Raw genomic sequence first — 24194 nt, 5'->3', positions numbered from 1 at the left:
TCCTCGTTCTCCGCCCCTCCTCTTCTCTCCGCAGGAGTTTCCTGATGCGCACCACCACCCTGGCCGCCACCGCGCTCGCCTCCGCCGCCCTCCTCGGCCTGACGGCCTGCGGCACCTCCGGATCCGGGTCGGACTCCGGCTCCTCGTCCGCCTCCGGGTCCGCCGCGAAGCCCGCCGCGCAGAAGGCCCCGTACGCCGACCTGTCGGGTCCGCAGCTGCTGGAGAAGTCCCTGGCGGCGACCCGCAAGGCCACCTCGATGACCGTCAAGGGCTCCGTCACCGAGGACAAGAAGCCGATGACGATGGAGCTTTCGCTCTCCACCGGCGACGAGTGCCGCGGCAGCATGGCCACGGCCGGCGAGGGCCGGTTCGAGCTGATCAAGTCGAAGAAGAACGCGTACGTGAAGGCCGACGAGGCCTTCTACCGGGCCGCCGGCAAGGGCGAGCCCAAGGAGCAGACCGACGCGGTGGTGAAGATGCTCGCCGACCGCTGGATGAAGAGCCCCGCCGACTCCCCGGACGCCAAGGACTTCACCGGCATCTGCGATCTGGACGAGCTGCTCAAGGAGTTCGAGGACAACAGCGGCACCGCCCACAAGGGCGCGGTGACCACCGTCGACGGGCAGCAGGCCGTAGCGCTGACGGTGCCCGCGGACGGCGGCACCGGGACCGTGTACGTGGCCGCGAAGGGCGAGCCGTTCCTCCTCAAGGCGGTGCAGAAGGACGGCGACGACCCGGGCGAGATGACCTTCTCGGACTTCAACCGGCCGGTGGACACGACGCCGCCCGCCGACAAGGACGTCGTGGACCTCTCCAAGCTCGGCTGACCCGCCGACCGACCGACGTGCCGCCCGGCTCACCCGCCGACCGGCTGTCAGGGCGGCGGGCTAACCTCACAGGTCTGACAGTCGATCCACAGGGGGGATCCAGATGCGCATCCGCACGCTGGCCGCGGCCACACTCGCCTGCGCCGTGATCGGCGGCCTCACCGCCTGCAGTTCGTCCGGCACCGCGGAGAGCGACGCCAAGCCCGGGACCGGCCCGACGACCGCCAAGCCGGCCGAGCCGGCCAAGTCTGCGGACCCGGCCGACCCGTTCGCCGATCTGTCCGGCCCCGAGATACACGAGAAGGCGTACGCGGCCACGAAGGCGGCGAACTCCCTGCGGCTCACCGGGCAGGTGCGGACCGACGGCAAGGACATCCGCATGGACCTCGCCCTGAACGTGAAGGGCGAGTGCGCCGGAACCGTCACCCTCGGGACCATGGGCACCGCCGAGATCGTCAAGTCGAGCGACTTCATCTACTACAAGGGCGATGCCGAGCTCTACCGCTCGCAGACCAAGGGCAGGCCGAAGCAGCAGGTGGACGCCATGGTCGCGATGCTCGCCGACCGCTGGCTGAAGATGCGCGCGGGGAGCCCCCAGGCCAAGCAGTCCAGCCAGATGTGCGACCTGGACAAGCTGCTGCAGTCGTTCGGCAAGAGCAGCCCGGTGGCCCGCAGGGGCGGCCCGGCCACGGTCGGCGGACAGCCGGCGCTGACGGTGACCGCCCCCGCCAAGGACGGCGGGCTGGAGACGTACTACGTCGCCACGAAGGGCGCGCCGTACCTGCTGCGCGCCACCAAGGGCGGCAAGGAGCCGGGGGACCTGACGTTCTCCGACTACGAGAAGCCGGTGGACGTGACGCCGCCCGCCGACAAGGACGTCATCGACGCCGACAAGCTCCGGGGCCCGGGCAAGGCCGCCTGACGCCCGGCGCCCGGTGTCCGGCGCCCCCGTGTCCGGCGCCGTACGCCCCGCCTCCCCGGCCGGCCCCTGACGCCCGGCTACCGGCTACCGGCTCAGCCGGGCCGGGGCCCTCGTCGGGGTGCCGCCCTGGGGCAGGTTCTGGCCGGGGCAGCGGGACAGCACGCGCTTCATCGCGTCCCGCTCCCCCGCCGTGACCCACAGCCCGTACTTCCGCTTCACCGCGACCTGCGCGGCCACGTACGTACAGCGGTAGGACCTGTTCGCGGGCAGCCAGGTGGCCGCGTCGCCGTCGCTCTTGCGGCGGTTGGCGCTCGCCTCCACGGCCAGCAGGTTCAGCGGGTCGTTGGCGAAGGCGACCCGCTTGGAGCGGTCCCAGCCCTTGGCGCCCTTCTGCCAGGCGTCCGACAGCGCGACCACGTGGTCGATGTCCACGGCGCTGCGCCCGCGCCGGAACTCCAGGCGCCTGCCGGTGTACGGGTCGCTCGCCAGCACCCCAGAGGCCACCTTGCAGCGGCCGCCCTTGAGGCGGGTGTCCGTCAGGTCCCGCCGCAGGATGTCCTCGCGGGTCGCGCACCCGTTGCCGTCGGTGTCGAGCCAGCCCCGCCCGAACTCCTCTCGCCCGTACCCGGTCTTGGGCGCCCGCCCCTTCACGGCCAGCGCGTCCACGGCCCCGGCGGCCGGCCCGCCGCCCGGCCCGTTCCCCGACCCGCCGGCCCCCGAGCCCGCTCCGGACCCGTCCCGCGTACAGCCGGTCAGGGCGAGGGCGGCGGCGAGCAGCAGGGCGGCGGGGGCGGGGAGTCGGCGCATGGGACCAGATCCTAGACACCGGCCGGTCCAGACCATTTCATCCCCTCGGCGAGCGGCACGGGCCCGCAGGGCCGCCCGCGCGCCGCAAGGCGACGTGCGGGCGGCAGCGTCATGGGGTCGGGACCCCGCGACCGACGTCGTGGGGTCACCACCCCGGAACCGTTGCCGGGGGTGTCAGGACCCCAGGACCGGTGCCGCGAGTGTCAGGACCCCAGGATCGTGGTGAGGAACTCCCCGGTCCAGGCCAGCAGTTCCCGCCCGACCAGCGGCTTGCCGCCGATCTTCGCGGTCTTCGGGCGCGGGATCAGCACCTGTGAGGCGGCCGGCTTGAGCACCGACCCCGGGTAGAGCCGCTTGAGCCGCAGCTCCTGGGACTCCCTCAGTTCCACCGGCCCGAAGCGGATGTTGGGCCCCTGGAGGGTGATGTCCCCGACCCCGCAGGCCCGGGCCAGCATCCGCAGGCCGGCGACGAGCAACAGGTTCTCGACGGGCTCGGGCAGCTTGCCGTAGCGGTCGGTGAGTTCCTCGCGTACGGCCTTGATGTCCGCCTCGGAGTTGGCGGCCGCGATCGACCGGTACGCCTGGAGGCGCAGCCGCTCGCCCGGCGCGTAGGCGTGCGGGACGTGCGCGTCGACCGGCAGCTCGATCTTGACCTCCAGCGCCGGCTCCTCCTCCACCCCGCCTTCGACGGCGGCCCGGTAATCCGCCACGGCCTCGCCGACCATACGGATGTACAGGTCGAAGCCGACGCCCGCGATGTGGCCGGACTGCTCGCCGCCGAGCAGGTTGCCGGCGCCGCGGATCTCCAGGTCCTTCATCGCCACGTACATGCCGGCGCCCATCTCGGTGTGCTGGGCGATGGTCGCGAGCCGCTCGTGCGCGGTCTCGGTGAGCGGCTTCTCCGGCGGGTAGAGGAAGTACGCGTACCCGCGGTCGCGGCCCCGGCCCACGCGGCCGCGCAGCTGGTGGAGCTGGGAGAGGCCGAAGTTGTCGCCGCGCTCCACGATGAGGGTGTTCGCGTTGGAGATGTCGATGCCGGACTCGACGATCGTCGTGGAGACCAGCACGTCGAACTTCTTCTCCCAGAAGTCCACGACGACCTGCTCCAGCGCCTGTTCGGACATCTGGCCGTGCGCGGTCGCGATCCGCGCCTCGGGCACGATCTCGCGCAGCTTGGCGGCCGCCCGGTCGATGGACTCGACCCGGTTGTGGATGTAGAAGCACTGGCCCTCGCGCAGGAGTTCACGGCGGATGGCCGCGCCGATCTGCTTCTCCTCGTACGGGCCGACGAAGGTCAGCACCGGGTGCCGTTCCTCGGGCGGGGTGGTGATCGTGGACATCTCGCGGATGCCGGTGACCGCCATCTCCAGGGTGCGGGGGATCGGGGTGGCTGACATCGTCAGTACGTCGACGTTGGCGCGCAGCTTCTTCAGCTGCTCCTTGTGCTCGACGCCGAACCGCTGCTCCTCGTCGACGATGACCAGGCCCAGGTCCTTGAACTTGGTCTCCTGCGAGAACAGCCGGTGGGTGCCGATGACGATGTCGACCGAGCCCTCCTTGAGGCCTTCCAGGGTGGCCTTGGACTCGGTGTCGCTCTGGAAGCGGGACAGCGCGCGGGTGACCACGGGGAACTGGCTGTAGCGCTCGGAGAAGGTGCCGAAGTGCTGCTGCACCAGCAGGGTGGTCGGCACCAGGACGGCGACCTGCTTGCCGTCCTGCACGGCCTTGAAGGCGGCGCGCACGGCGATCTCGGTCTTGCCGTAGCCGACGTCGCCGCAGATCAGGCGGTCCATCGGGACGGACTTCTCCATGTCCTCCTTGACCTCGGCGATGGTGGTGAGCTGGTCGGGCGTCTCCGCGTACGGGAAGGCGTCCTCCAGCTCGCGCTGCCACGGGGTGTCGGGGCCGAAGGTGTGGCCGGGGGCCGCCATCCGCGCGCTGTACAGCTTGATGAGGTCGGCGGCGATCTCCTTGACGGCCTTCTTGGCGCGCGCCTTGGTCTTGGTCCAGTCGGCGCCGCCCAGCCGGTGCAGGGTGGGCGCCTCGCCGCCGACGTACTTGGTGACCTGCTCCAGCTGGTCGGTGGGGATGTACAGGCGGTCGCCGGGCTGGCCCCGCTTGGCGGGCGCGTACTCGACGAGGAGGTACTCGCGGGTGGCGCCCTGGACGGTGCGCTGGACCATCTCGATGTACCGGCCGACGCCGTGCTGCTCGTGGACGATGTAGTCGCCGACCTCCAGGGTCAGCGGGTCGATGGTCTTGCGGCGCCGGGTGGGCATCCGGCCCAGGTCCTTGGTCGCGGTCCGCTGCCCGGTCAGGTCCGTCTCGGTGAGCACGGCCAGCTTGAGGGCCGGGTCGACGAAGCCGTTGTCGAGGGCGCCGCAGGCCACGTGGACCAGGGACGGCTCGATGGCGCCGAGGTCGGCGTCCAGCCGGGCGGCGATGCCCTCGCCGCCGAGCACCTCGACGGTACGGGTGGCCGGGCCGTGGCCCTCGGTGAGGTAGACGGTCCGCCAGCCGTCGGCGATCCAGCCCTTGGTGTCGGCGAGGGCGCGGGCGGTGTCGCCGCGGTAGCTCTCGGGGGCGTGCATGCCGAGCTTCAGGGTGTCCGAGGAGAGTTCCTCGTCGGCGGCGAAGGGAGAAACGGTCCACCACATCATGCCGAGCTCGCGGGCCCGGTCGCGGACGTCCGCGATGCCCCACAGCGAGGCCGCGCCGACGTCGATGGGGGCCTCGCCGCCGCCCGCGGTCGCCGCCCACGAGGCGTGCAGGAACTCCTGGCTGGTGGCCACCAGGTCGGCGGCCCGGGTGCGGACCCGCTCGGGGTCGCAGACCACGGCCATGCTGCCCGCGGGCAGCACGTCCAGCAGCAGCTCCATGTCGTCGACGAGGACCGGGGCCAGGGACTCCATGCCCTCGACGGCGATCCCCTCGGCGATCCTGCCGAGCAGCTCGGCCAGCTCGGGGTGCTGCTCGGCGAGGGCCGCGGCGCGCTCCCGCACCTGCGGGGTCAGCAGCAGCTCGCGGCAGGGCGGGGCCCACAGCCCGTGCTCGGCGACCTCCAGCGACCGCTGGTCGGCGACCTTGAAGTAGCGGATCTCCTCGACGTCGTCGCCCCAGAACTCGACCCGCAGGGGGTGCTCCTCGGTGGGCGGGAAGACGTCCAGGATGCCGCCGCGCACGGCGAACTCGCCGCGCTTCTCGACCAGCTCCACCCGGGCGTACGCAGCGGCGGCCAGCGCCTCGGTGACCTCGCCGAGGTCGGCGCTCTGACCGTGCCGCAGCGATACGGGCACGAGGTCGCCGAGGCCCTGGACCTGCGGCTGGAGCACCGAGCGGATGGGGGCCACGACCACCGAGATCGGCCCGGCGGCCGGGTCGTCCTTGCTGGGGTGGGCGAGCCGGCGCAGCACGGCCAGGCGCCGGCCCACGGTGTCGCTGCGCGGCGAGAGCCGTTCGTGGGGCAGCGTCTCCCAGGACGGGTAGTCCACGACCTCGTCGGCGGGCAGCAGCGAGCGCAGCGCGGCGGCCAGGTCCTCGGCCTCCCGGCCGGTGGCGGTGACGGCGAGCACGGTCCGCTCGGTACGGCGGGCCAGCGCGGCCACCGCGAAGGGCCGGGCGGCGGGCGGGCCGACGAGGTCGACGTGCGGGCGGTTTCCGTCGGCGGCCGCGGCGACGGCCTCCGCGAGCGCGGGGTCCTGAATGACGGCGTCGAGCAGACCGTGCAGGCTCATGAGGGGCTTTCCGTCCGGGGATGGTCCGTACAACAAGGGCCACGCGCAGAGGCAACGCGAAGCGCCCGACACGTGGAACGGGCCGGGGATCCCAGCCTACGGCGCGGGCTGGTCACTCGCGCGAGGGATTGCCGTCACTCCGCCGAGTGACGGATCCGGCGGGCCGAAGGGCGCCCGCTCTAACCTAAGTCCATCACTTAGTCCACCCTGCGCCGATGAGAGGCCGCCGTGGAAGCAGCCCGGCAGTACAACGTGCACGAGGCGAAGACCCACTTCTCGAAGATCCTGGAAATCGTCGCCACCGGCGAAGAGGTGATCATCAGCAAGTCCGGCGAGCCGGTCGCGAAGGTGATTCCGCTGGCCGGCAAGGTCCAGCGGACCGACTACGGCTCCCTCGCGGGCCAGATCGTCATCGCCGACGACTTCGACGAACTCCCCGCCGGCTTCGCCGAGGCGTTCGGAGCCGACGCGTGAAGCTGTTGCTCGACACGCACGTCGTCCTCTGGTGGCTCAACGGCGACCTCCCGGACGGGGCGCGCGACCTGCTCGCCCGCGAGCGCTGGGTGTACATGAGCGCGGTGACACCATGGGAATTGTCGGTCAAGCAGGCCACCGGCAAAGTGAACGCTCCCGAAGACATCGCCCAGTGGGCCGCGGACAGCCAGTTCCTGGCGCTCCCCATCGAGGCGGCGCACGGCGTCTGCGCCGGCCGCCTCCCCCACCACCACCGGGACCCCTTCGACCGGATACTGATCGCCCAGGCACAGACCGAGGGGCTCACCCTGGTGACGCGTGACAAGTTCATCCCGCTGTACGACGTCCCCGTGCTGGCCGTCTGAGCGCTCGGCCACGAGCCCCGGCACCGCCCCCGCTGCGGTCCGGGGCTTTCGTGTGCCCGCTCACGGAGGCGGGGCGGGCGAAAGAACTTTCGGGACGGTGTCAACCGGATCGGGGGCGGCGGGCGTATACCCGGTGAGATCTGTCCACCACCGGGAGCCGTTTTGACCGTCGAGGAGTTCGAGGAGTTCTACGCTCACTCCGCAAAACAGCTGGTGGGGCAGGTCTATCTGATGACCGGCGACCTGCACGAGGCGCAGGACGTGGTCCAGGAGGCCTTCGTACGCGCCTGGGACCGGCGGGGCCGGCTCAGCCGGGACGCGGGGCCCGAGGCGTGGATCCGTACGGTCGCCTGGCGGCTGGCCGTCAGCCGCTGGCGACGGCGCCGGCGCGCGTCCGAGGCGTGGCGGCAGCACGGCGCCGGCGCCGGGACCTCGGTGGCCGCGCCCGAACCCGGCACGGTCGCGATGGTCGCCGCCCTGCGCGAGCTGCCGGACCGGCAGCGGCGGGTGGCCGTCCTGCACTACGTGTGCGACCTGACCGTCGAGCAGGTGGCCGCCGAGACCGGGATCTCCGCCGGCACCGTCAAGACCCATCTGTCCCGCGCGCGTGCCGCGCTCCGGCCCCACCTGGAGGAGGCCCCCGATGCGTGATCCGCTGGCCGATGCGCTCAAGCGCGCCGCCGTCGACGCGGGGCGGCTGGCCGTGCCCCCGGACGTCTCGCACGTCGCGCGGCTCGGCGGCCGCCGCAGGCGCCGGCGGCTGGCCGTGGTGGCGGCGTGCGCCGTCTGCGTCCTGGGGGCGGGCGCGGCGCTGGGCGGGCTGGCGCTCGGCTCGGGGGCCGAACCGGTGCGTCCGGCGGCCCCGACGGGTGCGCCCTCGGGAAGTCCGTCGGGTTCCTCGCCGGAATCCCCGTCGCTGTCGCCGTCGGCGCCGCCCCTGATGACGCCGACGGGCGGCATCGGATCGCAGGGGCAGGTCGGTCCGGGGAGCCCGAGCCCGACGCTCTCGGGGCCGGAGACCGGCACCGGACCTGCGGTGGGACCGAGCGGCTCCGCACTCTCCGGCTCCGCCGCGTACCCTCCCTCAGACCCGGTCACTTCCTTCCCGCCCGACGTCACCGCGACGCCGGGCGGGGCGGCGGACCGGATGTCCGCGTCCGTATCCCCCCGTCCCTCCGCTCGTCTCTCCACGCCGCCGGCCGGCTGACCCGAGGACCCGCCCATGCCTTCCCAAGACCTCGGTCACCCCCGTCCCGCCCCCGCCACCGACCCGGTCATCCCGCACCCGGCACCCCCTGCCGACGCCCCGGCCGCGGCCCCGGCTCCGGCCCCGGCTCCGGCTCCGGCCCCGGCTCCGGCCCCGGCTCCGGCTCCGGCCGATTCCACCGGCTCGGTCCCGGCCTCGGTCCCGGTCCCGGTCCCGGCCGGCCCCCTCGGCCCCGTCGGCCCGGAGCCGTCCGCGGCGAGCGGCCGACGGGGGGCGGTGCTCCGGGGCGGAGCGCGCGGCCTGCGGAACCGCGAGTGGGGGCCGTACGTGCTGGCCGCCGTGCTGTTCGCCGCGTACACCACGCTCAGCGTGCTGCGCTACCGCCGCATGGAGACCCTCTCCTGGGACCTCGGCATCTTCGAGCAGGCCATCCGCGGCTACGCCCACCTCCGGGCGCCCGTCGCCGACCTCAAGGGCCCGGGCACGCACATACTCGGCGACCACTTCAGCCCGATCACGGCCCTGATCGCCCCGGCGTACCGGCTGTTCCCGACGCCCGTCACCCTGCTCGTCGCCCAGTCCGCCCTGTTCGCGCTGGCCGCGATACCCGTCACCCGGGCCGCCACCCGGCTCCTCGGCCGTTGCCGGGGCCTGGCGGTCGGGGTGGCCTTCGGGCTCTCCTGGGGCATCCAGCGGGCCGTCGACTTCGACTTCCACGAGATCTGCTTCGCCGTACCGCTGCTGGCGTTCGCCCTGGAGGCACTGCTCGCGTCCCGCTACCGGGCCGCGCTGCTGTGGGCGCTGCCGCTGGTCCTGGTCAAGGAGGACCTCGGGGTGACGCTGGCCGCGCTCGCGCTGGTCGTCGCGGCGCGGGCGTGGAGAAACGATCCGCGAGCCGCCCGCTGGGCGCTCGCGACGGCCGCGTTCGGGCTGGTCGCCGCGCTCGTCGTGTTCACCGTCGCCATCCCCGCCTTCAACACCGGCGGCGACTACGACTACTGGACCAAGCTCCACGACAGCGGCGGTCCCCTGGACGGCCTCGACACCAAGACCCGCACCCTGCTGTGGGTGCTGCTCCCCACCACCGGCCTGCTGGCGCTGCGCTCGCCGCTGCTGCTGGTGGCGCTGCCGACGCTCGGCTGGCGGATGGTGTCCGCCGACGACCACTACTGGGGCACGGACTGGCACTACAGCGCCGTCCTGATGCCGGTCGTGCTGCTGGCGCTGGCCGACGGGATCGACCGGGCGCGCCGCAGCCCCCGGCCGTGGCTGCGGGCGTACGCGCTCCAGCTGCCCACCGCGGTCGCCGCCGGCGCGCTCGCGCTCACGCCGTCGCTGCCGTTGGCCGCGCTGGTGGAAGGGGGCACGTACGAGAAGAGCGAGCGGGTGTCGCGGGTGGAGGCGCTGCTCGCGCGGATCCCGGACGGGGCGAGCGTGGAGGCGGACGTCGGCCCGATCTCGCGGCTCACGTCGCGGTGCCGGGTGTTCTGGATCGGTGGCACGAAGGGGGTCGTGCCCGACTGGATCGCCATCGACAACTCCTCCGGCTGGGTGCCGGATCCGCTGGAGTACTCGCGGCAACTGCATCCGGACGCGCGCTTCACCGAGGCCGGTGGCACCGACGGCTACGTCCTCCTCCGCCACACCGGCTGACTGTGACGGCCCGAATCAGCCCCGCCGGCTGACCGTGGCGCCCTCCAGCCTCGCCGGCGCCCGAGGCGCAACATCCAGCCTCGCCGGCGTTTGAGGCGCGGGTCCGGGCGGAGCCCGGTGCCCGGCGGAGCCGGGTTGCTCTTGGGGCTCCGCCCCAAACCCCGCGCCTCAAACGCCGGCGAGGCTGGGAATTGCCCCCCAGGGAACCGGCGAGGCTGGGGTGTTGCCCCCGGGCATTGGCGAGGCTGTGGCCCGCTTCGCCCAGGCCCGCCTCAAACGCCGGCGAGGCTGGGAATTGCCCGCCAGGGCACCGACAAGGCTGGGGTGTTGCGCCCCAGGGCACCGGCGAGGCTGGAGCGGGCTCTGCCCGGGGACGCGGCGGGGCCCGGCTGCTGGGTGGCAGCCGGGCCCCGGTTTTGTCCCCGCGTCACCCCCGTCGGCGCGGGAGCGCTAATCGGTGGCGATCGCGTTCAGTACGTTCATCCGACCCGCCCGGAAGGCGGGCACCAGCGCGGCGAACAGGCCCACGAAGGCCGAGCCCACGAACACGGTGAGGATGGTCGGCCAGGGGATCTCCAGCACGGTCAGCCCCTCCAGCGCGAGCAGCTTCTGCGCGGTGGCTCCCCAGCCCATGCCGAGGCCGAGGCCGAGCAGCGCTCCGAAGAGGGCGATGACCACCGACTCCAGCCGGATCATGCGGCGCAGCTGGCGGCGGGAGAGGCCGATGGCGCGCATCAGGCCGATCTCGCGGGTCCGCTCCACCACCGACAGGGCGAGGGTGTTCACGACCCCGAGCACCGCGACGATGATGGCGAGCGCGAGCAGCCCGTAGACCATGTTGAGCAGGGTGCCGACCTGGTCCTTCAGGTTCTCCTTGTAGTCGGCCTGGTTGAGCACCTGGTACTGCGGATAGGCGTCCAGGGCCTTCTTCAGCCCTGCGTACGCGGCGTCGGCCTTGCCGTCCTCCGCCTTGGCCAGCAGCATGAACGGCCGTGCCACCCGGTCGGCCGGCAGGTACTGCCGGGCGGTCTCGGTGCTCACGTACATGACGCCCTTGTCGAGGTTGCCCTCGTCGGAGGCGATGGAGGCGACCTTCAGCCGGGCCGTCTTGCCGCCGGCGAAGGCGACCGTCAGCTCGTCGCCGACCTTGACCTTGTGCTCGTCGGCGTAGAGCGAGCCGATGCCGACGGCGCCCTTCGCGTACGTCGCCGCCCGGTCGCCCGCGATCATCGTGCGCCGCACGTCCTCTGCGTACGTCGGGTCGGTGACGCTGAGTTCCTCCTGCACGGTCTTGCCGTCGGGGCCGGTGACCTTGGCCTCGGCGCCGCGGTAGGCGGTGACGTGGGCCAGGCCGGGGACCTTCTTCATGGCCTGCTCGGCCTGCGGCACGACGGGCTGGCCGGTCTGCGACTGGAGGATGAAGTCGGCGCCGACCGAGCGGTCGAGCTCGTCGGTGGCGGAGGCCACCATCGAGGACCCGACCACCGACAGGCAGGCGACCAGCGCCAGTCCGATCATCAGCGCGGCGCCGGTGGCACCCGTACGGCGCGGGTTGCGCAGCGCGTTGCGCTCGGCGAGCCGTCCGACGGAGCCGAAGGGGCGCAGCACCACACCGGACAGCACCTTGACCACGGCGCCCGCGAGGAGCGGGCCGATCACGATGAAGCCGATGAGGGTGAGGACCACGCCGAGGCCGAGGTACAGCGAGCCGGTGCTCGCCGCGTCCGCGGTCGCGGCCAGGTAGAGGGCGCCCGTGCCGGCGCCGGTGAGGACCAGTCCGAGGACGGCGCGGATGGTGCCGGCCTTGCGGTCCATGGGGCTGCCGGAGTCGCGCAGCGCGGCCATCGGGGAGACCTTGCCGGCCCGGCGGGCCGGTATGTAGGCGGCGACGACGGTGACGACGACGCCGAGGAACATGCCGATGACCGGGGTGGTCCACAGGATGGTGAGGTCGTCCGTGGACAGGTTCATGCCCATCTGGCCCATGAGCTTCATCAGGCCGATGGCCAGGCCCACGCCCGCCCCGACGCCGAGCAGCGAGCCGAAGACGCCGAGCAGCAGCGCCTCGGTGAGCACGGAGCGGTTGATCTGCTCGCGGCCGGCGCCGATGGCGCGCATCAGGCCGATCTCGCGGGTGCGCTGGGCGACCAGCATGGAGAAGGTGTTGAAGATGAGGAAGATGCCGACGAGGAAGGCGATGCCGGCGAAGCCGAGCATCACGTACTTCATGACGTCGAGGAAGGATCCGACGTCCTTGCGGTTGGCGTCGGCGGACTCCGCGGCGGTCTGGAGCTTGTAGCTGCCGGCGCCGAGTTCGGCGGCGACGTTCTTCTTGAGCTGCTCGTCGCTGACGCCGTCCTCGGAGACCACGTTGACGTGGGTGAACGAGCCGGGGGCGCCGAGCAGGGCGCGCTGTGCGGTCGCGGTGTCGAAGTAGACGACGGCCGCACCGGGGTTGGTGACCGTGAAGGCGGTGATGCCGGAGATCTTCGCGCGGACGTCGCCGGTGACGGTGATCGTGCGCAGCTCGTCCCCGAGCTTCAGGTGGTGCTTGTCGGCGGTGTCGGCGTCGACCATGACCTCGGTGGGGCCGCGCGGGGCGTGGCCGGAGGTGATCTTCATCGACTTGAGGTCGTTCTCGGTCCAGTTGCCGGCGAGGGTCGGGGCGCCGGTGGTGGAGCCCATGTTCTCGTTCTCGGCGTTGACCACGGTGACGGACGAGGAGAAGACCACGCCCTCGGTGGACTTGACGCCCTTGGCCTTGGCGACCTGGCCGACGAGCGAGCCGGGCAGCGCCTCGGGCTTGCCGCGGGCCGGGTTGTCGTCCCCGTCGCCGGCCGCCTTGGGGCTGACCGTGACGTCGGCGGAGCTGACCGCGAAGAGCTTGTCGAAGGTCGTGTTCATGGTGTCGGTGAACACGAGGGTGCCGCAGACGAAGGCGACGGACAGCATGACGGCGACGGCGGAGAGCGCCATCCGCCCCTTGTGCGCGAGGACGTTGCGCATCGAGGTCTTGAGGACGGTCATGACGTCCGCCCGCGCGCGTCGAAGTCCTTCATGCGGTCGAGGACCTGGTCGGCCGTCGGGTTGTACATCTCGTCGACGATCTTGCCGTCGGCGAGGTACAGCACCCGGTCCGCGTAGGAGGCGGCGACCGGGTCGTGCGTGACCATGACGATGGTCTGGCCGAGCTCGTCGACCGAGCGGCGCAGGAAGCCGAGGACCTCGGCGCCGGCCCGCGAGTCGAGGTTTCCGGTGGGCTCGTCGCCGAAGATGATCTCGGGGCGGGCGGCCAGCGCCCGGGCCACCGCGACGCGCTGCTGCTGGCCGCCGGAGAGCTGGGTGGGCCGGTGCTTGAGGCGGCCCGCGAGGCCGACGGTCTCCACGACCCGGTCCAGCCACGCGCGGTCCGGCTTCCGGCCCGCGATGTCCATGGGGAGCGTGATGTTCTCCAGGGCGTTGAGCGTCGGCAGCAGGTTGAACGCCTGGAAGATGAAGCCGATCCGGTCGCGGCGCAGCTGGGTGAGCTTCTTGTCCTTGAGGCCGGTGATCTCGGTCTCGTCGAGGTGGATCTGCCCGGAGGTGACCGTGTCGAGGCCGGCCAGGCAGTGCATCAGGGTGGACTTGCCGGAGCCCGACGGCCCCATGATCGCGGTGAACTGGCCGCGGGCGATGTCCACGTCCACGTGGTCGAGGGCGACGACGCGGGTCTCGCCGGAGCCGTACGCCTTCACGACCTGGCGCGCCCGCGCCGCGACGGCCGTCCGCCCTCCCGTACCCCCGTGCCGGGGAATGGTCACAGCCGTAGTCACGGTTCTTCTCCTCGTCGTCCTGGCGTCCTGCGTGTTCCGCCCGAGCGCGTCTGCCTGAGCGTGTTCGAAGTCTCTGCCGAGGCGGCCCCCCTGCGCGCTGGGGCCCAGGGGCCTCTTCGTACGGGGGTTAGCCCCACCCCCCGCCTCGTAGGAACCAGTTAAGGACGTTCGGGCCGCCCGCACGTCCTCCCCCGGGACGACCGGCCCCCGGTCCTCAATGCGGAGTTACCCCTAGGGGTTCTCCACCGTTCGAATGATCCGGCCTGAGGGATACCCGGCCCCGCCCCCGCGGTGAGAAGGTGTTCCGGGCAACTACGTGCACGGTGAAAGGATCTCGGTGGGCATCGGCGCGAACGCGGCGGGCAGCACGGGCGGCAGTGCCGACGGGACTCCGGGCGACCGTACGGAGGACGGCGCGGGCGGCCGTACGGGCACCCGCGCGGGCAGGGCCCACGACGGCGGCGCGCGGCCCGCGGGTCCGGGACGGGCGGTGGTCTGGGCCCTGATGCTCGGCATGGCGCTGGTCGCCCTCGACGGCACCGCCGTCGCCACCGCCGTCCCGCAGATCGTCGGCGACCTGGGCGGCTTCTCGGTCTTCTCGTGGCTCTTCTCCGGCTACCTGCTCGCCGTCACCGTCAGCCTGCCGGTGTACGGAAAGCTCTCCGACACCTTCGGCCGCAAACCCGTCCTGCTCTTCGGCTCGGCCCTCTTCCTGCTCGGCTCGCTGCTGTGCGCGGTCGCCTGGGACATGGGCTCGCTCATCGCCTTCCGGATCCTGCAGGGTCTGGGCGGCGGCGCGATCCAGGGCACCGTGCAGACCCTGGCCGCCGACCTGTACCCGCTGCGCGAACGCCCCCGCATACAGGCCCGGCTGTCCACGGTGTGGGCCACGTTCTCGATCGCCGGCCCCGCCCTGGGCGGCCTGCTCGCCGCGTACGCCGACTGGCGCTGGATCTTCCTGCTGAACCTGCCGGTCGCCGGTCTGGCCATGGCCCTGACCGTCCGCCACCTGACCGAGACGGCCCGCGCCCCCGGCCCGCGCCCGCCCATCGACTGGGCGGGCGCGGCCGGCGTCTTCGCCTGCGGCGGCCTGCTGCTGTTCGCGCTGGTCCAGGGCGGGGTGGCCTGGCCCTGGTGGTCCTGGCCCACCGCGGCCCTGCTGGGCGGCAGCGCCCTGCTCGCGGGAGCCGTGGGCGTCATCGAGCGCCGGGCCGCGGACCCCATCCTGCCGGGCTGGGTGTGGCGCCGGCGGACGATCGCGGCCGTCAACCTGGCCATGGCCGCCCTCGGGTTGCTGATGATCGCGCCGATCGTCTTCCTGCCCACGTACGCGCAGTCCGCCCTGGGCCTCGACCCGGTCGGCGCCGGCTTCGTCATGTCCGCGATGACCCTGAGCTGGCCGATCACCGCCGCGCTCAGCCAGCACGTCTACCGGCGGATCGGGTTCCGCGACACCGCCGTCCTCGGCATCACCCTCGCCACCCTGTGCCTGGCCGCCTTCCCCCTCCTCCCGCACCCCGCCGCGCCCTGGCAGCCGGCCCTGCTGTCGCTGGCGCTCGGCGCCTCGCTCGGGCTCTTCCAGCTGCCGCTGATCATCGGCGTCCAGTCCACCGTCGGCTGGTCCGAGCGCGGCACCACCACCGCGTCCGTGCTGTTCTGCCGGCAGGTCGGCCAGAGCGTGGGCGCGGCCGTGTTCGGGGCAGTCGCCAACGCCACCATCGCCGCCCGGCTCGCGGGGGAGCCCGTATCCGGCCTGCCCGACCACCTCGACGGGGTGTCCCGGGCGCTCGCCGAGCCCGGCGGGCTGACGGAGGCGGCCGCCGCGCACCTGAGGGCCGCGGTGGTCGCCGCCGTCGACCACGTCTACACGGGGGCGGCCGCCGCCGCGGTGGCCGCCCTGCTCGTCCTGCTCCTCCTGGCGCCGCGCCGGTTCCCGGTACTGCCCGAACTCCGCGAAGAACAAACGGAATCCGCGCGTTCGTAGTACCGCACCGGCGGGAGGGATCCATGCTCCCCGCGAGGGAGGGACCCGGCCCTGACAGATCACCCTTGTCATGTCCCCGGACGCGCGGTAAACCGGTGAACGGAGATCAGCAGGCGGGGGCGGGAGCGAAGTTGAGCGTCGAGACATGGGTGACCGGCACGTCCGTGGCGGTGGGCGCGGCCGCCGCGGCGGCGCTGCTGGCCTGGAAGCGGCCGATGCTCGGCAAGGACGGCCGGTACTCCACCTCCCGCACCTTCGCCCTGGCCTGGTCGCTGGTGCTGGCCTGGATGCTGCTGACCCTGCTCGGCTACGCCCTGGCCACCGGCGAGGGACTGTCGTACTTCAAGGGCGAGCACGGCCCGCTGGACCCGCTCGCGCCGCTCTACCTGCTGCTTCTCGGCGGCCCGTACCTCGCCATGTTCGGCGCGAAGGGCATCGTCGGCAGCCGGGTCGAAGCGGGCCGGCTGGTCAAGCCCCGCAACACCGGCGGCGCCAGCCTGCGCGAGCTCGTCGACAACGACGCCGGCCGCACCGACCTCGCCGACTTCCAGTACGTCCTGTTCAACGGCGTCGCCCTCGCCTACGTGGTCATCCCCTTCACCCTCGACGTCAGCCGCGGTCTGCCCGCCCTGCCCGAGGAGATCGCCCTCCTGACCGGCGGTCCGGCCCTGGCCTACCTCACCAACAAGGTGGTCAGCGGCCCGATCCCCGTCATCACCGGCGTACGGTACGAGAACGGCGAACTCGTCGTCACCGGCGCCGGATTCCGGCCCGGCCGGGCCGAACCCGCCGTCCTCCTCGACGGTCACGAGCTGACCGGCGCCCGGACCGGCGACACCTCGGTCACCGTCGCCTTCGAGAAGCCCGACACCTCGGCCGGGCCCGTCACCGCCGCCGTGACCGTGATCACGGCCACCCTGGTCGAGAGCAACACCGCCGAGATCACCTTCCCGCAGGACGAGAACCAGGCCCCCGCCACCGACCCGGCCCCGGCCGCCGAACTGTCCCTGTCCCTGTCCCCGGACCCGTCCCCGGCGGACACCACCGCCCCGGACCCGGCCGCCCACCCCGCCCCGGCCGTACCGGAGCAGCCGCGTACCGCCTAGCGCTGCGGCCGGGAAAGTTCGCCGGGGCGCGGCGTCCGGTGCCGTGACCGTCCGGCGGGGCGCTCAGCCCTTGTGCCGCTGGTAGTAGCGGGCGACGCGGGCCCGGTTGCCGCACGCCGAGGCCACGCACCAGCGGCGCCGCGGATGGGCCGGCAGGAACAGCAGTACGCAGTCGGCGCCTTCGCAGGCCCGCACCTGACCCAGCCGGGGATCGAGCAGCAGCTCGGCGACGGACTCCGCGAGCACCGCGGCGAGCCGGTCGGCCCGCGAGCCCTCCCGCAGCTCCGCCGCCACCGGGCCCGCGTCGTCCCAGCGCAGCTCCCGCCGTGCCGGCGCACCGGCCAGGGCCCCGTTCAGCACCCGCAGCGCCTCCGCGGGCGGCCGCTCCCCCAGCCGGCCCGCGCCGAGAGCCTGCGCGGCGGCCTCCCGTACGGCGTGTACGGCGGCCAACTCGGCGGCGCCGGAAGCGGCTTCCGCGCCGGAACCGGCACCACGGCCGGCATCGCGACGGGGACCGGTACCCGGCGTCGGCAGCGGCGGCAGCCGGTCCGCCTGCGCGCGCAGCCAGTCGTCGAGGGACTCGGGAGTGGCCAGCAGGTCCACCCCGAGCGGCCGGGTGTTCACGAGGTCCAGGGCCAGCGGCTCGCCCAGCAGGGGAAACTCCATGCCCTAATGCTACATCGACCTCTTGACCCATTAAAGGATCTCTGCGCAGACTAATGCCTACCAGCGACCAGGAGGCATGTGATGCATGTGAACGCCGCCCACACCGAACCCACCGCGCCGTCCGTCCCCCGCATCACCCACCGCCATGTCGACGTCGACGGGGTCCGCGTCTTCTACCGCGAGACCGGCCCGGCCGACGCCCCCGTCCTCCTCCTGCTGCACGGTTTCCCCAGCGCCTCCCACCAGTTCCGCCGGCTCATGGACGCCCTCGGCGGCGAGTTCCGCCTGATCGCCCCCGACTACCCCGGCTTCGGCCACACCCAGGCCCCGGACACCTTCACGTACGGCTTCGAGCGGCTCGCCGACGTGGTCGAAGGCTTCACCGAGGCCCTCGGCCTCACCCGGTTCGCGCTCTACGTCTTCGACTTCGGCGGGCCCGTCGGCTTCCGGCTCGCCGAACGCCACCCCGAGCGGATCACCGGCCTGATCGTCCAGAACGCGAACGCCTACGACGAAGGGCTCTCCGACGCCGCCCGCGAACTCGTCGCCCGCGACCGCGAGAACCCCGACGACATCGACGCCATCGCCGGCTTCCTCACCACCGCCGGCACCCGCTTCCAGTACGAGACCGGCACCGGCCGGACCGAGCTCGTCGACCCCGACAGCTGGACCCTCGACCAGCACTTCCTCGACCTGCCCGGCCGCAAGTCCGCCCAGATCGACCTCGCCCTCGACTACCGGTCCAACGTCGAGCGCTACCCCGCCTGGCAGTCCTGGCTGCGCGCCCATAGGCCGCCGGCCCTGATCCTGTGGGGCGAGGGCGACCCCTTCTTCACCCCGCCGGGTGCCCGCGCCTATCTCCGCGACCTCCCCGACGCGGCCCTGCACCTCTTCCCCACCGGCCACTTCGCCCTGGAGGAACACCTCCCCGAAATCGCCCCCCTGATCGCCGACTTCCTCCGCCGAACCGGCCACTGAAACCCGCCGCCGCCCCGAGCGGACCTGGGAGGAGGCCACCGCGGCCTCGCCAGTGCCCTGGGGCGCGATTCCCAGCCTCGCCGGCGTCCGAGGTGGGCGCTGAGGCAACCTCCAGCCTCGCCGGCGCTTGAGGCGGGCGCTGAGGCAACCTCCAGCCTCGCCGGCGCTTGAGGCGGGCGCTGAGGCAACCTCCAGCCTCGCCGGCGCTTGAGGTGCGCGCCGAGGCAACCTCCAGCCTCGCCGGCGCTTGAGGTGCGCGCCGAGGCAACCTCCAGCCTCGCCGGCGCTTGAGGCGGGCGCTGAGGCAACCTCCAGCCTCGCCGGCGCTTGAGGCGCGGGTCCGGGTGGAGCCCGGTGCCCGGCGGAGCCGGGTTGCTCTTGGGGCTCCGCCCCAAACCCCGCGCCTCAAACGCCGGCGAGGCTGGAGTTGGCCCCTCGGGCAGTCCGGCGGGGCCGGGGGGTCAGCCCTCCGCCGGGGCGGCTCGGCCCGTCAGAGCCGCGAGGCTGGAGCGCACGTGATTCATGTGCGCCCGCATCTCCTCCTGCTCCTCCGCGTGCTCGCGCAGCACCCGGTCCGTCTCCCGGACGATCCGCTCCTCCTCCACCCGCGCCTGCGCGATCAGCTCCGCGCCCCGCGCCTCCGCGTCCTCCTGGCCGTGCCGCGCCGCCTCCTCCGCCAGCGCGTACGCCCGCTTCGCCGCCGCCAGCCGGCTCTGCGCGGACGTCTCCATCTCCGCGTGGCGCGCGTCCAGTCCGGCCGCCCGCGCCGCGTACTCCCGTTCCGCGCCGTCCCACCGCTCGACGTGCTCCTGCTCCTGCTCCGCGAGCAGCGCGTCCGTGCGGTGGCCCATCTCCCGCAGGGCCGCCAGCGCCTGCCCGCGCCACTCCTCGGCGTCCTGCCGCGCCGCCAGCCGCAGCGCGTCGGCCTCGCCCTGCGCCCGCAACAGCGCCTGCCGGGAGCGCACCTCGGTCTGCTCCCGCACCGCCGTCGCGTCCTCGCGCGCCAGTTCCGCCGCGCGCTCCGCACGGGCCCGGGCCGCGGACAGCGCGGCCGCCGCGTCGCCGCGCGCCTCGAAGGCGAGCTCCTCCGCCTCCTCCTGCGCCAGCCCAAGGATCCGCCGGGCCCGCTCGCTCAGCAGGTCGTAGGTCTGCGGGGCCAGCTGCGCCACCGCCTCGCGCAGCCCGGCCGCCTCCGCCTCCATCCGCTTGGCCAGGACCGTCAGCCGGGCGGCCCGCTCCCAGGCCTCGTCACGGCTCGCGGACAGCGCGGCGACCCGGCGGTCCACCTCTTGCGGCCGGTAGCCGCGCCCGCGAACGGTCACGAAACCCTGAGGTGACACGGCTGCACTCATCCTGGGGAGCCCCTCTCTCGGACACGCGTCTCAAACGCGGCTTCCGCTCAAGGATGCGCCATTTGCCGCCAGAAGCCGGAATCCGGACACGCGAAACGGCCGGCGCGAGGACCTGTTCGGTCCCGGCACCGGCCGTCCGCTCACTCGTTCAGACCCGCCCGGCGGGCGGCCCGTAAGACGTCCTTACAGCAGGCCGTCCCACATCTGCTCCAGCAGTACCGACCACCAGTTCTCCGGCGACGCCAGCGCGGCCGGATCCAGACCGGCCAGATTCGCCTGGAAATCGACGGTCCAGCGGCCCGCCTGCTCCGGGGTCAGATGCATGCGCAGCCGCCACATGTGGCCCAGCATCGCCAGCGAACGCGCGAACTGCGGCAGGCTCGAGTTCACGAACTGCGGCGGCACCGGAGCACCGCCGGGACCGGCCTCCACCGGCACCGCCACTATGTGCGCCGTCCCGTACTGGACGCACAGCGCCTTGCCGAAGTCGCTGCCGACCACCAGGTACGAACCCGCGTCCGAGGCAGCCGCCACCCCGCGCTGCGCCGCCAGCTCCGCGAGCGTCGGCACCGGCTGGCCGGGCACCGCCTGCGCCCAGAAGAACGGCCCGAAGTCCACCGGCAGACCCGCCCAGACGAGCGTCTGCGCGACGATCTCCGGCACGCCCTGCCGGGACACCGCCCGCTGGTCGTAGCGGAACACGCCCTGCGGGCCGAAGGCGCCCGCCAGCTCCTGCGCGATCCCCTCCATCGGGATCGCCGGCTGGAGCGGCACCTGCGGCAGCGGGGCGCGGACCGGCGCCGGACGCGCCGGACCGTCCGCCACCTGGTGCAGCTCGCCCTGATGGGTCAGCAGGTGACGCATCCCCTGCTGGCGGCCCGCGTGGTCGGTGCCGTACGGGGCCACGCTCGTGATCCGCACCTGCGGCCACGTCTCGCGGATCATCCGCGCGCAGTAGCCGCCGGGCAGTTCGCACGACTCCAGCTCGGTGTGCAGCTCCAGCACCTGCTGCGGCGGCACGTTCATCGCGCGCAGCTCGTGCAGGATCTGCCACTCGGGGTGCGGCGTGCCGGGCGCCGAGCGGCGGATGAGCTGCTGCTCGGAGCCGTCGGGCGCGCGGTAGCGCAGCACGGCCTGGTAGCCGGGGCCGACCGTCGGCACCCCTGGCGCCTGCGGCTGCCCCGCGCCGGGACCGGCCTGCGGCACGGACTGCGGCGCACCGGGCGGACCGGGCGGCGCGGGCGGGCCGCCCGTCACCGGCGGGCCGGCCAGCATCGTCGCCGCATGGTGCGCGTCACCGCCGGGAGCCCCGGGCGGACCCGGCGGTACGGGCGCCCCGGGCGGACCGGGCGGCGCCGGTACGGACGGCCCGGCGAGCATCGTCGCCGCGTGGTGCGCGTCACCACCGGGAGCCCCGGGGGCACCGGGCGGCGCCGGCGGACCGGGCGGCGTCGGCGCACCGGGGGCACCGGGCGGACCGGGCGGCGCCGGTACGGACGGCCCGGCCAGCATCGTCGCCGCGTAGTGCGCGTCACCACCGGGAGCCCCGGGCGCACCAGGAGCACCGGGCGGACCGGGAGGCGCGGGCGGCGCGGGCGGCGCGGGCGGCGCTCCGGCCCCGGGGATCCCGGGCGGACCGGGAGGGCCGGGAGGGCCGGGAGGCGCGGGCGGACCGGGCGGCGCGGGCACGCCCGCACCCGGACCGCCGGGCGCCGACGGGCCGCCCGTGACCGACGGACCGGCCAGCATCGTCGCCGCGTGGTGGGCGTCGCCGCCGGCCGGCGCGGCCGGGCCCCGGACCTCGGCCCGGCTCGTCGTGTCGTCGGCGATGTCCGCGGGTCCCAGCCCGGAGAGCGCCGGGGAGATCGCGGTCTTCGGCAGCCGGCTGCCGCCCGCCATCAGCGTGGTCTTCGCCTCGGGGGCCACACCGGAGCCCGGCGTGTCCTCGATGTCCACACCGGACAGCGGCGGCGCGAACACCGTCGCGGGCAGCGGCACCGAGCCCTCGTCGGACCCGGCCTCCGGGTTGGTGTCCGTACCGGCCCACGGAGTGTGGCCCGACGGGACGCCCTCCGACGCGGTCGGCTCGTACGCCGGGGCCGCAGCGGGGGAGGCGGACGGAACCGGTGGAACCGGCTCCGGCGCCGCGGCCGGCCGGTGGTCCGGGATGCCCGCCCGGTCCGCGGCCTCCTGCAGCCACTCCGGCGGGCTCAGCATGAACGACGTCTGGTCCGAGTCGATCCGCGGCGGCGGCACCGACGAGTCGCCGCCGGTCACCGGCTCCGCCCCGTACTCCTCCTCGTACCGGCGGATGACCTCGCCCACCGGCAGCCCGGGCCACAGCGTGACCTCACCGCTGTCGCGGGCGATCACCAGGCGCTGCCGCCCGCCGCCGGACACCGGCCCGTTGGCACGGTCCTCCGCCCACACCACGAACCCGAGGCCGAACTCCCGGACCCGCACCTCACGGTGCTGGTACGCGGGAACGTCCCCGTTGACCCATTCCTCGGCGCGCTCCTGCGCCTGCGCGAACGTCACCACCGGGACGTCACCCCTCCACCGGGACGACGCGCGCGAAGCCGCCGTCCACCATCAGGCCCGCCACCGTGTCCAGCTCGGGCGGGTTGCCCGCCAGCCGCTCCAGGAAGGCGTCGAAGTCCTCGCCACAGGGCAGCAGCAGACGCTCCACCCGCTCCTGCACCGTCCAGCCGTCCTGGTCCCGAGCATCGTCGTACGGGCAGAACCACACCGAGCCGGCCGACTCCCCGCGCACCTTCACCGCGAGCAGTCCGCCCTGCACGAAGGCCACGCACAGGTAGTCCTTCGTCAGGTGGTCCCGCAGACACTTGTTGACGTACACCAGGTCGTTGACCGCGGCCTCGTCGCGGACCGTCAGGAACGGCTGGTCGACCAGCAGTCCCAGCTCCGCGTCGAGCGCCGCGCCCGACGGCGCGCAGCCGCCCGCCGCCTTGAGGAAGGACCGGTACGCCTCCGGCAGCCGGTAGCCCAGGTCCTCCTCCACGCCCTGGAGCTGCTGCTCCGTCACGGAGACCACCGTCTTGGGCAGCCCGAAGTGCGCCGGGCGCCGCTCCTGGAGCGGCCGGGTGCCCCGCTTGGCGTGGTCGACCGGTGTCGTCACCAGTCCCGCGTGGTGCCGCAGCAGCGCCTTCACCTCGACCGGTACGAGCTCCAGCCGGCGCGAACCCGAGGCGTGGTGCCAGGTCCAGCCGTGCGGAGTCGCCACCGGCGCGACCGTGTCCCAGAGTTCGTGCCCCGAGGCGTGCAGCGCGGCGTTCGCGGACACGTAGTCCGTCAGCCGCAGCTCGTCGACGCCGAAACCCTCGGGCGGCTCGGCGATCTCCACGGCCGCACGTGCGTACGGAGAGAAGTCCGGATGGCCGTTCGCGTCCATCCGGACGCCACGGGGATGCCGGGTGGCACGGACCGGGTCGGGAAACTGCACGACCTGCCCGGCGTACGCGGCGTTGGGTGGCGCGGCCTGCTGCCCGAGCCGACCTGTCGTCATGGCGGTAGCCCCCTGCTGGATCTGGCTGGTTCCGCACAGCCTATGCGCTCCCGCAAGGGCGTCCCCCTCCCCGTACGCCACCCTCCACCCCATGCCTCCCGCGCGGCCGGGAACATCCGAATTGATACGAATATTCGACCCCGCTTCCGCATCACTGGGGACATTTGGCAGGCTGTCCCAACAGCGCGGGGGCGTGCGCGACAGCGGGGACACCGCGAGCCACGGGAGGAAAGCAGCACCATGCAGAAAACGGCACCACGCAGCAGCCGGGAACCGGACACTACGGGCGACCCGCGCCTCCCCTGGAGCCCCCACGAGGGCAACCGGGCCCCGATCCTCAGGTTCCGCCGCGACGGCATCCTCCCCACCGTCGCCGCAGCCCTCTCCGTCCGCGGCGAAACGCTCACCGGCACCGCGGGCAAGGGCGACCAGCCGCCCGCCCTGCACCCCCTCGTGCAGGACTTCCTCGACACGCTCGACACCGGGCGGCGCGAGCGCTTCACCGGCCGATGTCCGGAGGCGATCCTGCTCTCCCGCCACCTCACCGCCGTCGAGGGCGCCCGCAGCAAGCGCGCCTCCCGCAAGCCCCTCACCCACGGCGAGGCCCGCCGCTCGCTGCGCCAGGCCAAGATCACCGCCCGCCGGATCCGCGAGGACGGCGACCCCCTGCACGGCAGTTACGCGCCTCCCTGCCGGTCCTGCGAGGCCATGCTCACGCACTTCGGGGTCCGCCCCGTCGACCTGACCGCCCCCGACGACACCACGAAGGGCTGACCCGCGC

Annotated in this window: 19 protein-coding genes; 11 read left to right on the top strand and 8 right to left on the bottom strand. The window is 73.6% G+C overall.

From position 1 onward, the window contains the following. Window positions 1-44 precede the first annotated feature (44 nt). Together OG764_RS21810 and OG764_RS21805 are read left to right on the top strand one after the other, a co-directional pair. Window positions 45-827 carry a hypothetical protein gene (locus OG764_RS21810; RefSeq protein ID WP_328970101.1) on the top strand — a complete coding sequence of 261 codons (783 nt, stop codon included), beginning with the start codon at window positions 45-47 and terminating at the stop codon, window positions 825-827. 103 nt (window positions 828-930) lie between these two features. After that, window positions 931-1749, top strand: a complete 819-nt coding sequence (locus OG764_RS21805) for a hypothetical protein (protein ID WP_328970100.1) — start codon at window positions 931-933, stop codon at window positions 1747-1749. A gap of 84 nt (window positions 1750-1833) precedes the next feature. Here OG764_RS21805 and OG764_RS21800 read toward each other — a convergent pair whose 3' ends face one another. Together OG764_RS21800 and mfd are read right to left on the bottom strand one after the other, a co-directional pair. After that, window positions 1834-2556, bottom strand: coding sequence for an HNH endonuclease family protein (locus tag OG764_RS21800; protein WP_328970099.1), 723 nt, complete (start codon window positions 2554-2556; stop codon window positions 1834-1836). A 203-nt stretch (window positions 2557-2759) separates the two neighbouring features. Next, the gene (gene mfd, locus OG764_RS21795; RefSeq protein ID WP_328970098.1) at window positions 2760-6290 is read right to left on the bottom strand and encodes a transcription-repair coupling factor; all 3531 of its coding nucleotides are present in this window, start codon (window positions 6288-6290) and stop codon (window positions 2760-2762) included. 228 nt (window positions 6291-6518) lie between these two features. Between mfd and OG764_RS21790 the strand changes: the two genes are divergently transcribed. The 5 genes from OG764_RS21790 to OG764_RS21770 all read left to right on the top strand — a co-directional run bounded on the left by OG764_RS21790 (window position 6519) and on the right by OG764_RS21770 (window position 9989). Next, window positions 6519-6764, top strand: a complete 246-nt coding sequence (locus OG764_RS21790) for a type II toxin-antitoxin system Phd/YefM family antitoxin (protein ID WP_328970097.1) — start codon at window positions 6519-6521, stop codon at window positions 6762-6764. Next, window positions 6761-7129 carry a type II toxin-antitoxin system VapC family toxin gene (locus tag OG764_RS21785; protein ID WP_328970096.1) on the top strand — a complete coding sequence of 123 codons (369 nt, stop codon included), beginning with the start codon at window positions 6761-6763 and terminating at the stop codon, window positions 7127-7129. The genes OG764_RS21790 and OG764_RS21785 overlap by 4 nt, the downstream gene beginning before the upstream one ends. Window positions 7130-7291: 162 nt before the next feature. Then, window positions 7292-7780, top strand: a complete 489-nt coding sequence (locus OG764_RS21780) for a SigE family RNA polymerase sigma factor (protein WP_328970095.1) — start codon at window positions 7292-7294, stop codon at window positions 7778-7780. Then, complete coding sequence (locus OG764_RS21775) at window positions 7773-8336, top strand: hypothetical protein (RefSeq protein ID WP_328970094.1); 564 nt, start codon at window positions 7773-7775, stop codon at window positions 8334-8336. The genes OG764_RS21780 and OG764_RS21775 overlap by 8 nt, the downstream gene beginning before the upstream one ends. 15 nt (window positions 8337-8351) lie before the next feature. Continuing rightward, window positions 8352-9989 carry a DUF2079 domain-containing protein gene (locus OG764_RS21770; protein ID WP_328970093.1) on the top strand — a complete coding sequence of 546 codons (1638 nt, stop codon included), beginning with the start codon at window positions 8352-8354 and terminating at the stop codon, window positions 9987-9989. A 450-nt stretch (window positions 9990-10439) separates the two neighbouring features. On the opposite strand, the gene OG764_RS21765 is transcribed toward OG764_RS21770, so the two are convergent. Beyond that, window positions 10440-13016 (bottom strand): ABC transporter permease, encoded by a 2577-nt coding sequence (locus OG764_RS21765; RefSeq protein ID WP_328970092.1) that lies wholly within the window; start codon window positions 13014-13016, stop codon window positions 10440-10442. Further along, window positions 13013-13801, bottom strand: a complete 789-nt coding sequence (locus OG764_RS21760; RefSeq protein ID WP_328970091.1) for an ABC transporter ATP-binding protein — start codon at window positions 13799-13801, stop codon at window positions 13013-13015. The genes OG764_RS21765 and OG764_RS21760 overlap by 4 nt, the downstream gene beginning before the upstream one ends. 505 nt (window positions 13802-14306) lie before the next feature. Between OG764_RS21760 and OG764_RS21755 the strand changes: the two genes are divergently transcribed. Continuing rightward, window positions 14307-15785, top strand: coding sequence for an MFS transporter (locus OG764_RS21755; RefSeq protein WP_328973111.1), 1479 nt, complete (start codon window positions 14307-14309; stop codon window positions 15783-15785). A 131-nt stretch (window positions 15786-15916) separates the two neighbouring features. Beyond that, complete coding sequence (locus tag OG764_RS21750) at window positions 15917-16891, top strand: hypothetical protein (protein WP_328970090.1); 975 nt, start codon at window positions 15917-15919, stop codon at window positions 16889-16891. Window positions 16892-16954: 63 nt separating this feature from the next. On the opposite strand, the gene OG764_RS21745 is transcribed toward OG764_RS21750, so the two are convergent. Next, entirely contained in the window at window positions 16955-17557 is a 603-nt protein-coding gene (locus OG764_RS21745) for a CGNR zinc finger domain-containing protein (protein WP_328970089.1), read from the bottom strand. An 81-nt stretch (window positions 17558-17638) separates the two neighbouring features. Here OG764_RS21745 and OG764_RS21740 point away from each other — a divergent pair, with 81 nt between their 5' ends. Next, window positions 17639-18535 carry an alpha/beta fold hydrolase gene (locus tag OG764_RS21740; RefSeq protein WP_328970088.1) on the top strand — a complete coding sequence of 299 codons (897 nt, stop codon included), beginning with the start codon at window positions 17639-17641 and terminating at the stop codon, window positions 18533-18535. 461 nt (window positions 18536-18996) lie between these two features. Here the strand turns inward: OG764_RS21740 and OG764_RS21735 are convergent, their stop codons facing one another. From OG764_RS21735 to OG764_RS21725, 3 genes are all read right to left on the bottom strand, one after another. Then, window positions 18997-19875, bottom strand: a complete 879-nt coding sequence (locus tag OG764_RS21735) for a cellulose-binding protein (RefSeq protein ID WP_328970087.1) — start codon at window positions 19873-19875, stop codon at window positions 18997-18999. A gap of 195 nt (window positions 19876-20070) precedes the next feature. Then, window positions 20071-22428: an SUKH-4 family immunity protein gene (locus tag OG764_RS21730; RefSeq protein ID WP_328970086.1), complete on the bottom strand. Its 2358-nt coding sequence runs from the start codon at window positions 22426-22428 to the stop codon at window positions 20071-20073. A 7-nt stretch (window positions 22429-22435) separates the two neighbouring features. Further along, window positions 22436-23413 (bottom strand): SMI1/KNR4 family protein, encoded by a 978-nt coding sequence (locus OG764_RS21725; protein ID WP_328970085.1) that lies wholly within the window; start codon window positions 23411-23413, stop codon window positions 22436-22438. A 240-nt stretch (window positions 23414-23653) separates the two neighbouring features. Between OG764_RS21725 and OG764_RS21720 the strand changes: the two genes are divergently transcribed. Continuing rightward, complete coding sequence (locus tag OG764_RS21720; RefSeq protein WP_328970084.1) at window positions 23654-24187, top strand: YwqJ-related putative deaminase; 534 nt, start codon at window positions 23654-23656, stop codon at window positions 24185-24187. Window positions 24188-24194: the final 7 nt, after the last annotated feature.

It is taken from the genome of Streptomyces sp. NBC_00239, from assembly GCF_036194065.1.
Lineage (GTDB): Bacteria > Actinomycetota > Actinomycetes > Streptomycetales > Streptomycetaceae > Streptomyces.
The sequence above is the reverse complement of the archived record's forward strand: the minus strand, read 5'-3'. Positions and strand labels throughout refer to the sequence as shown.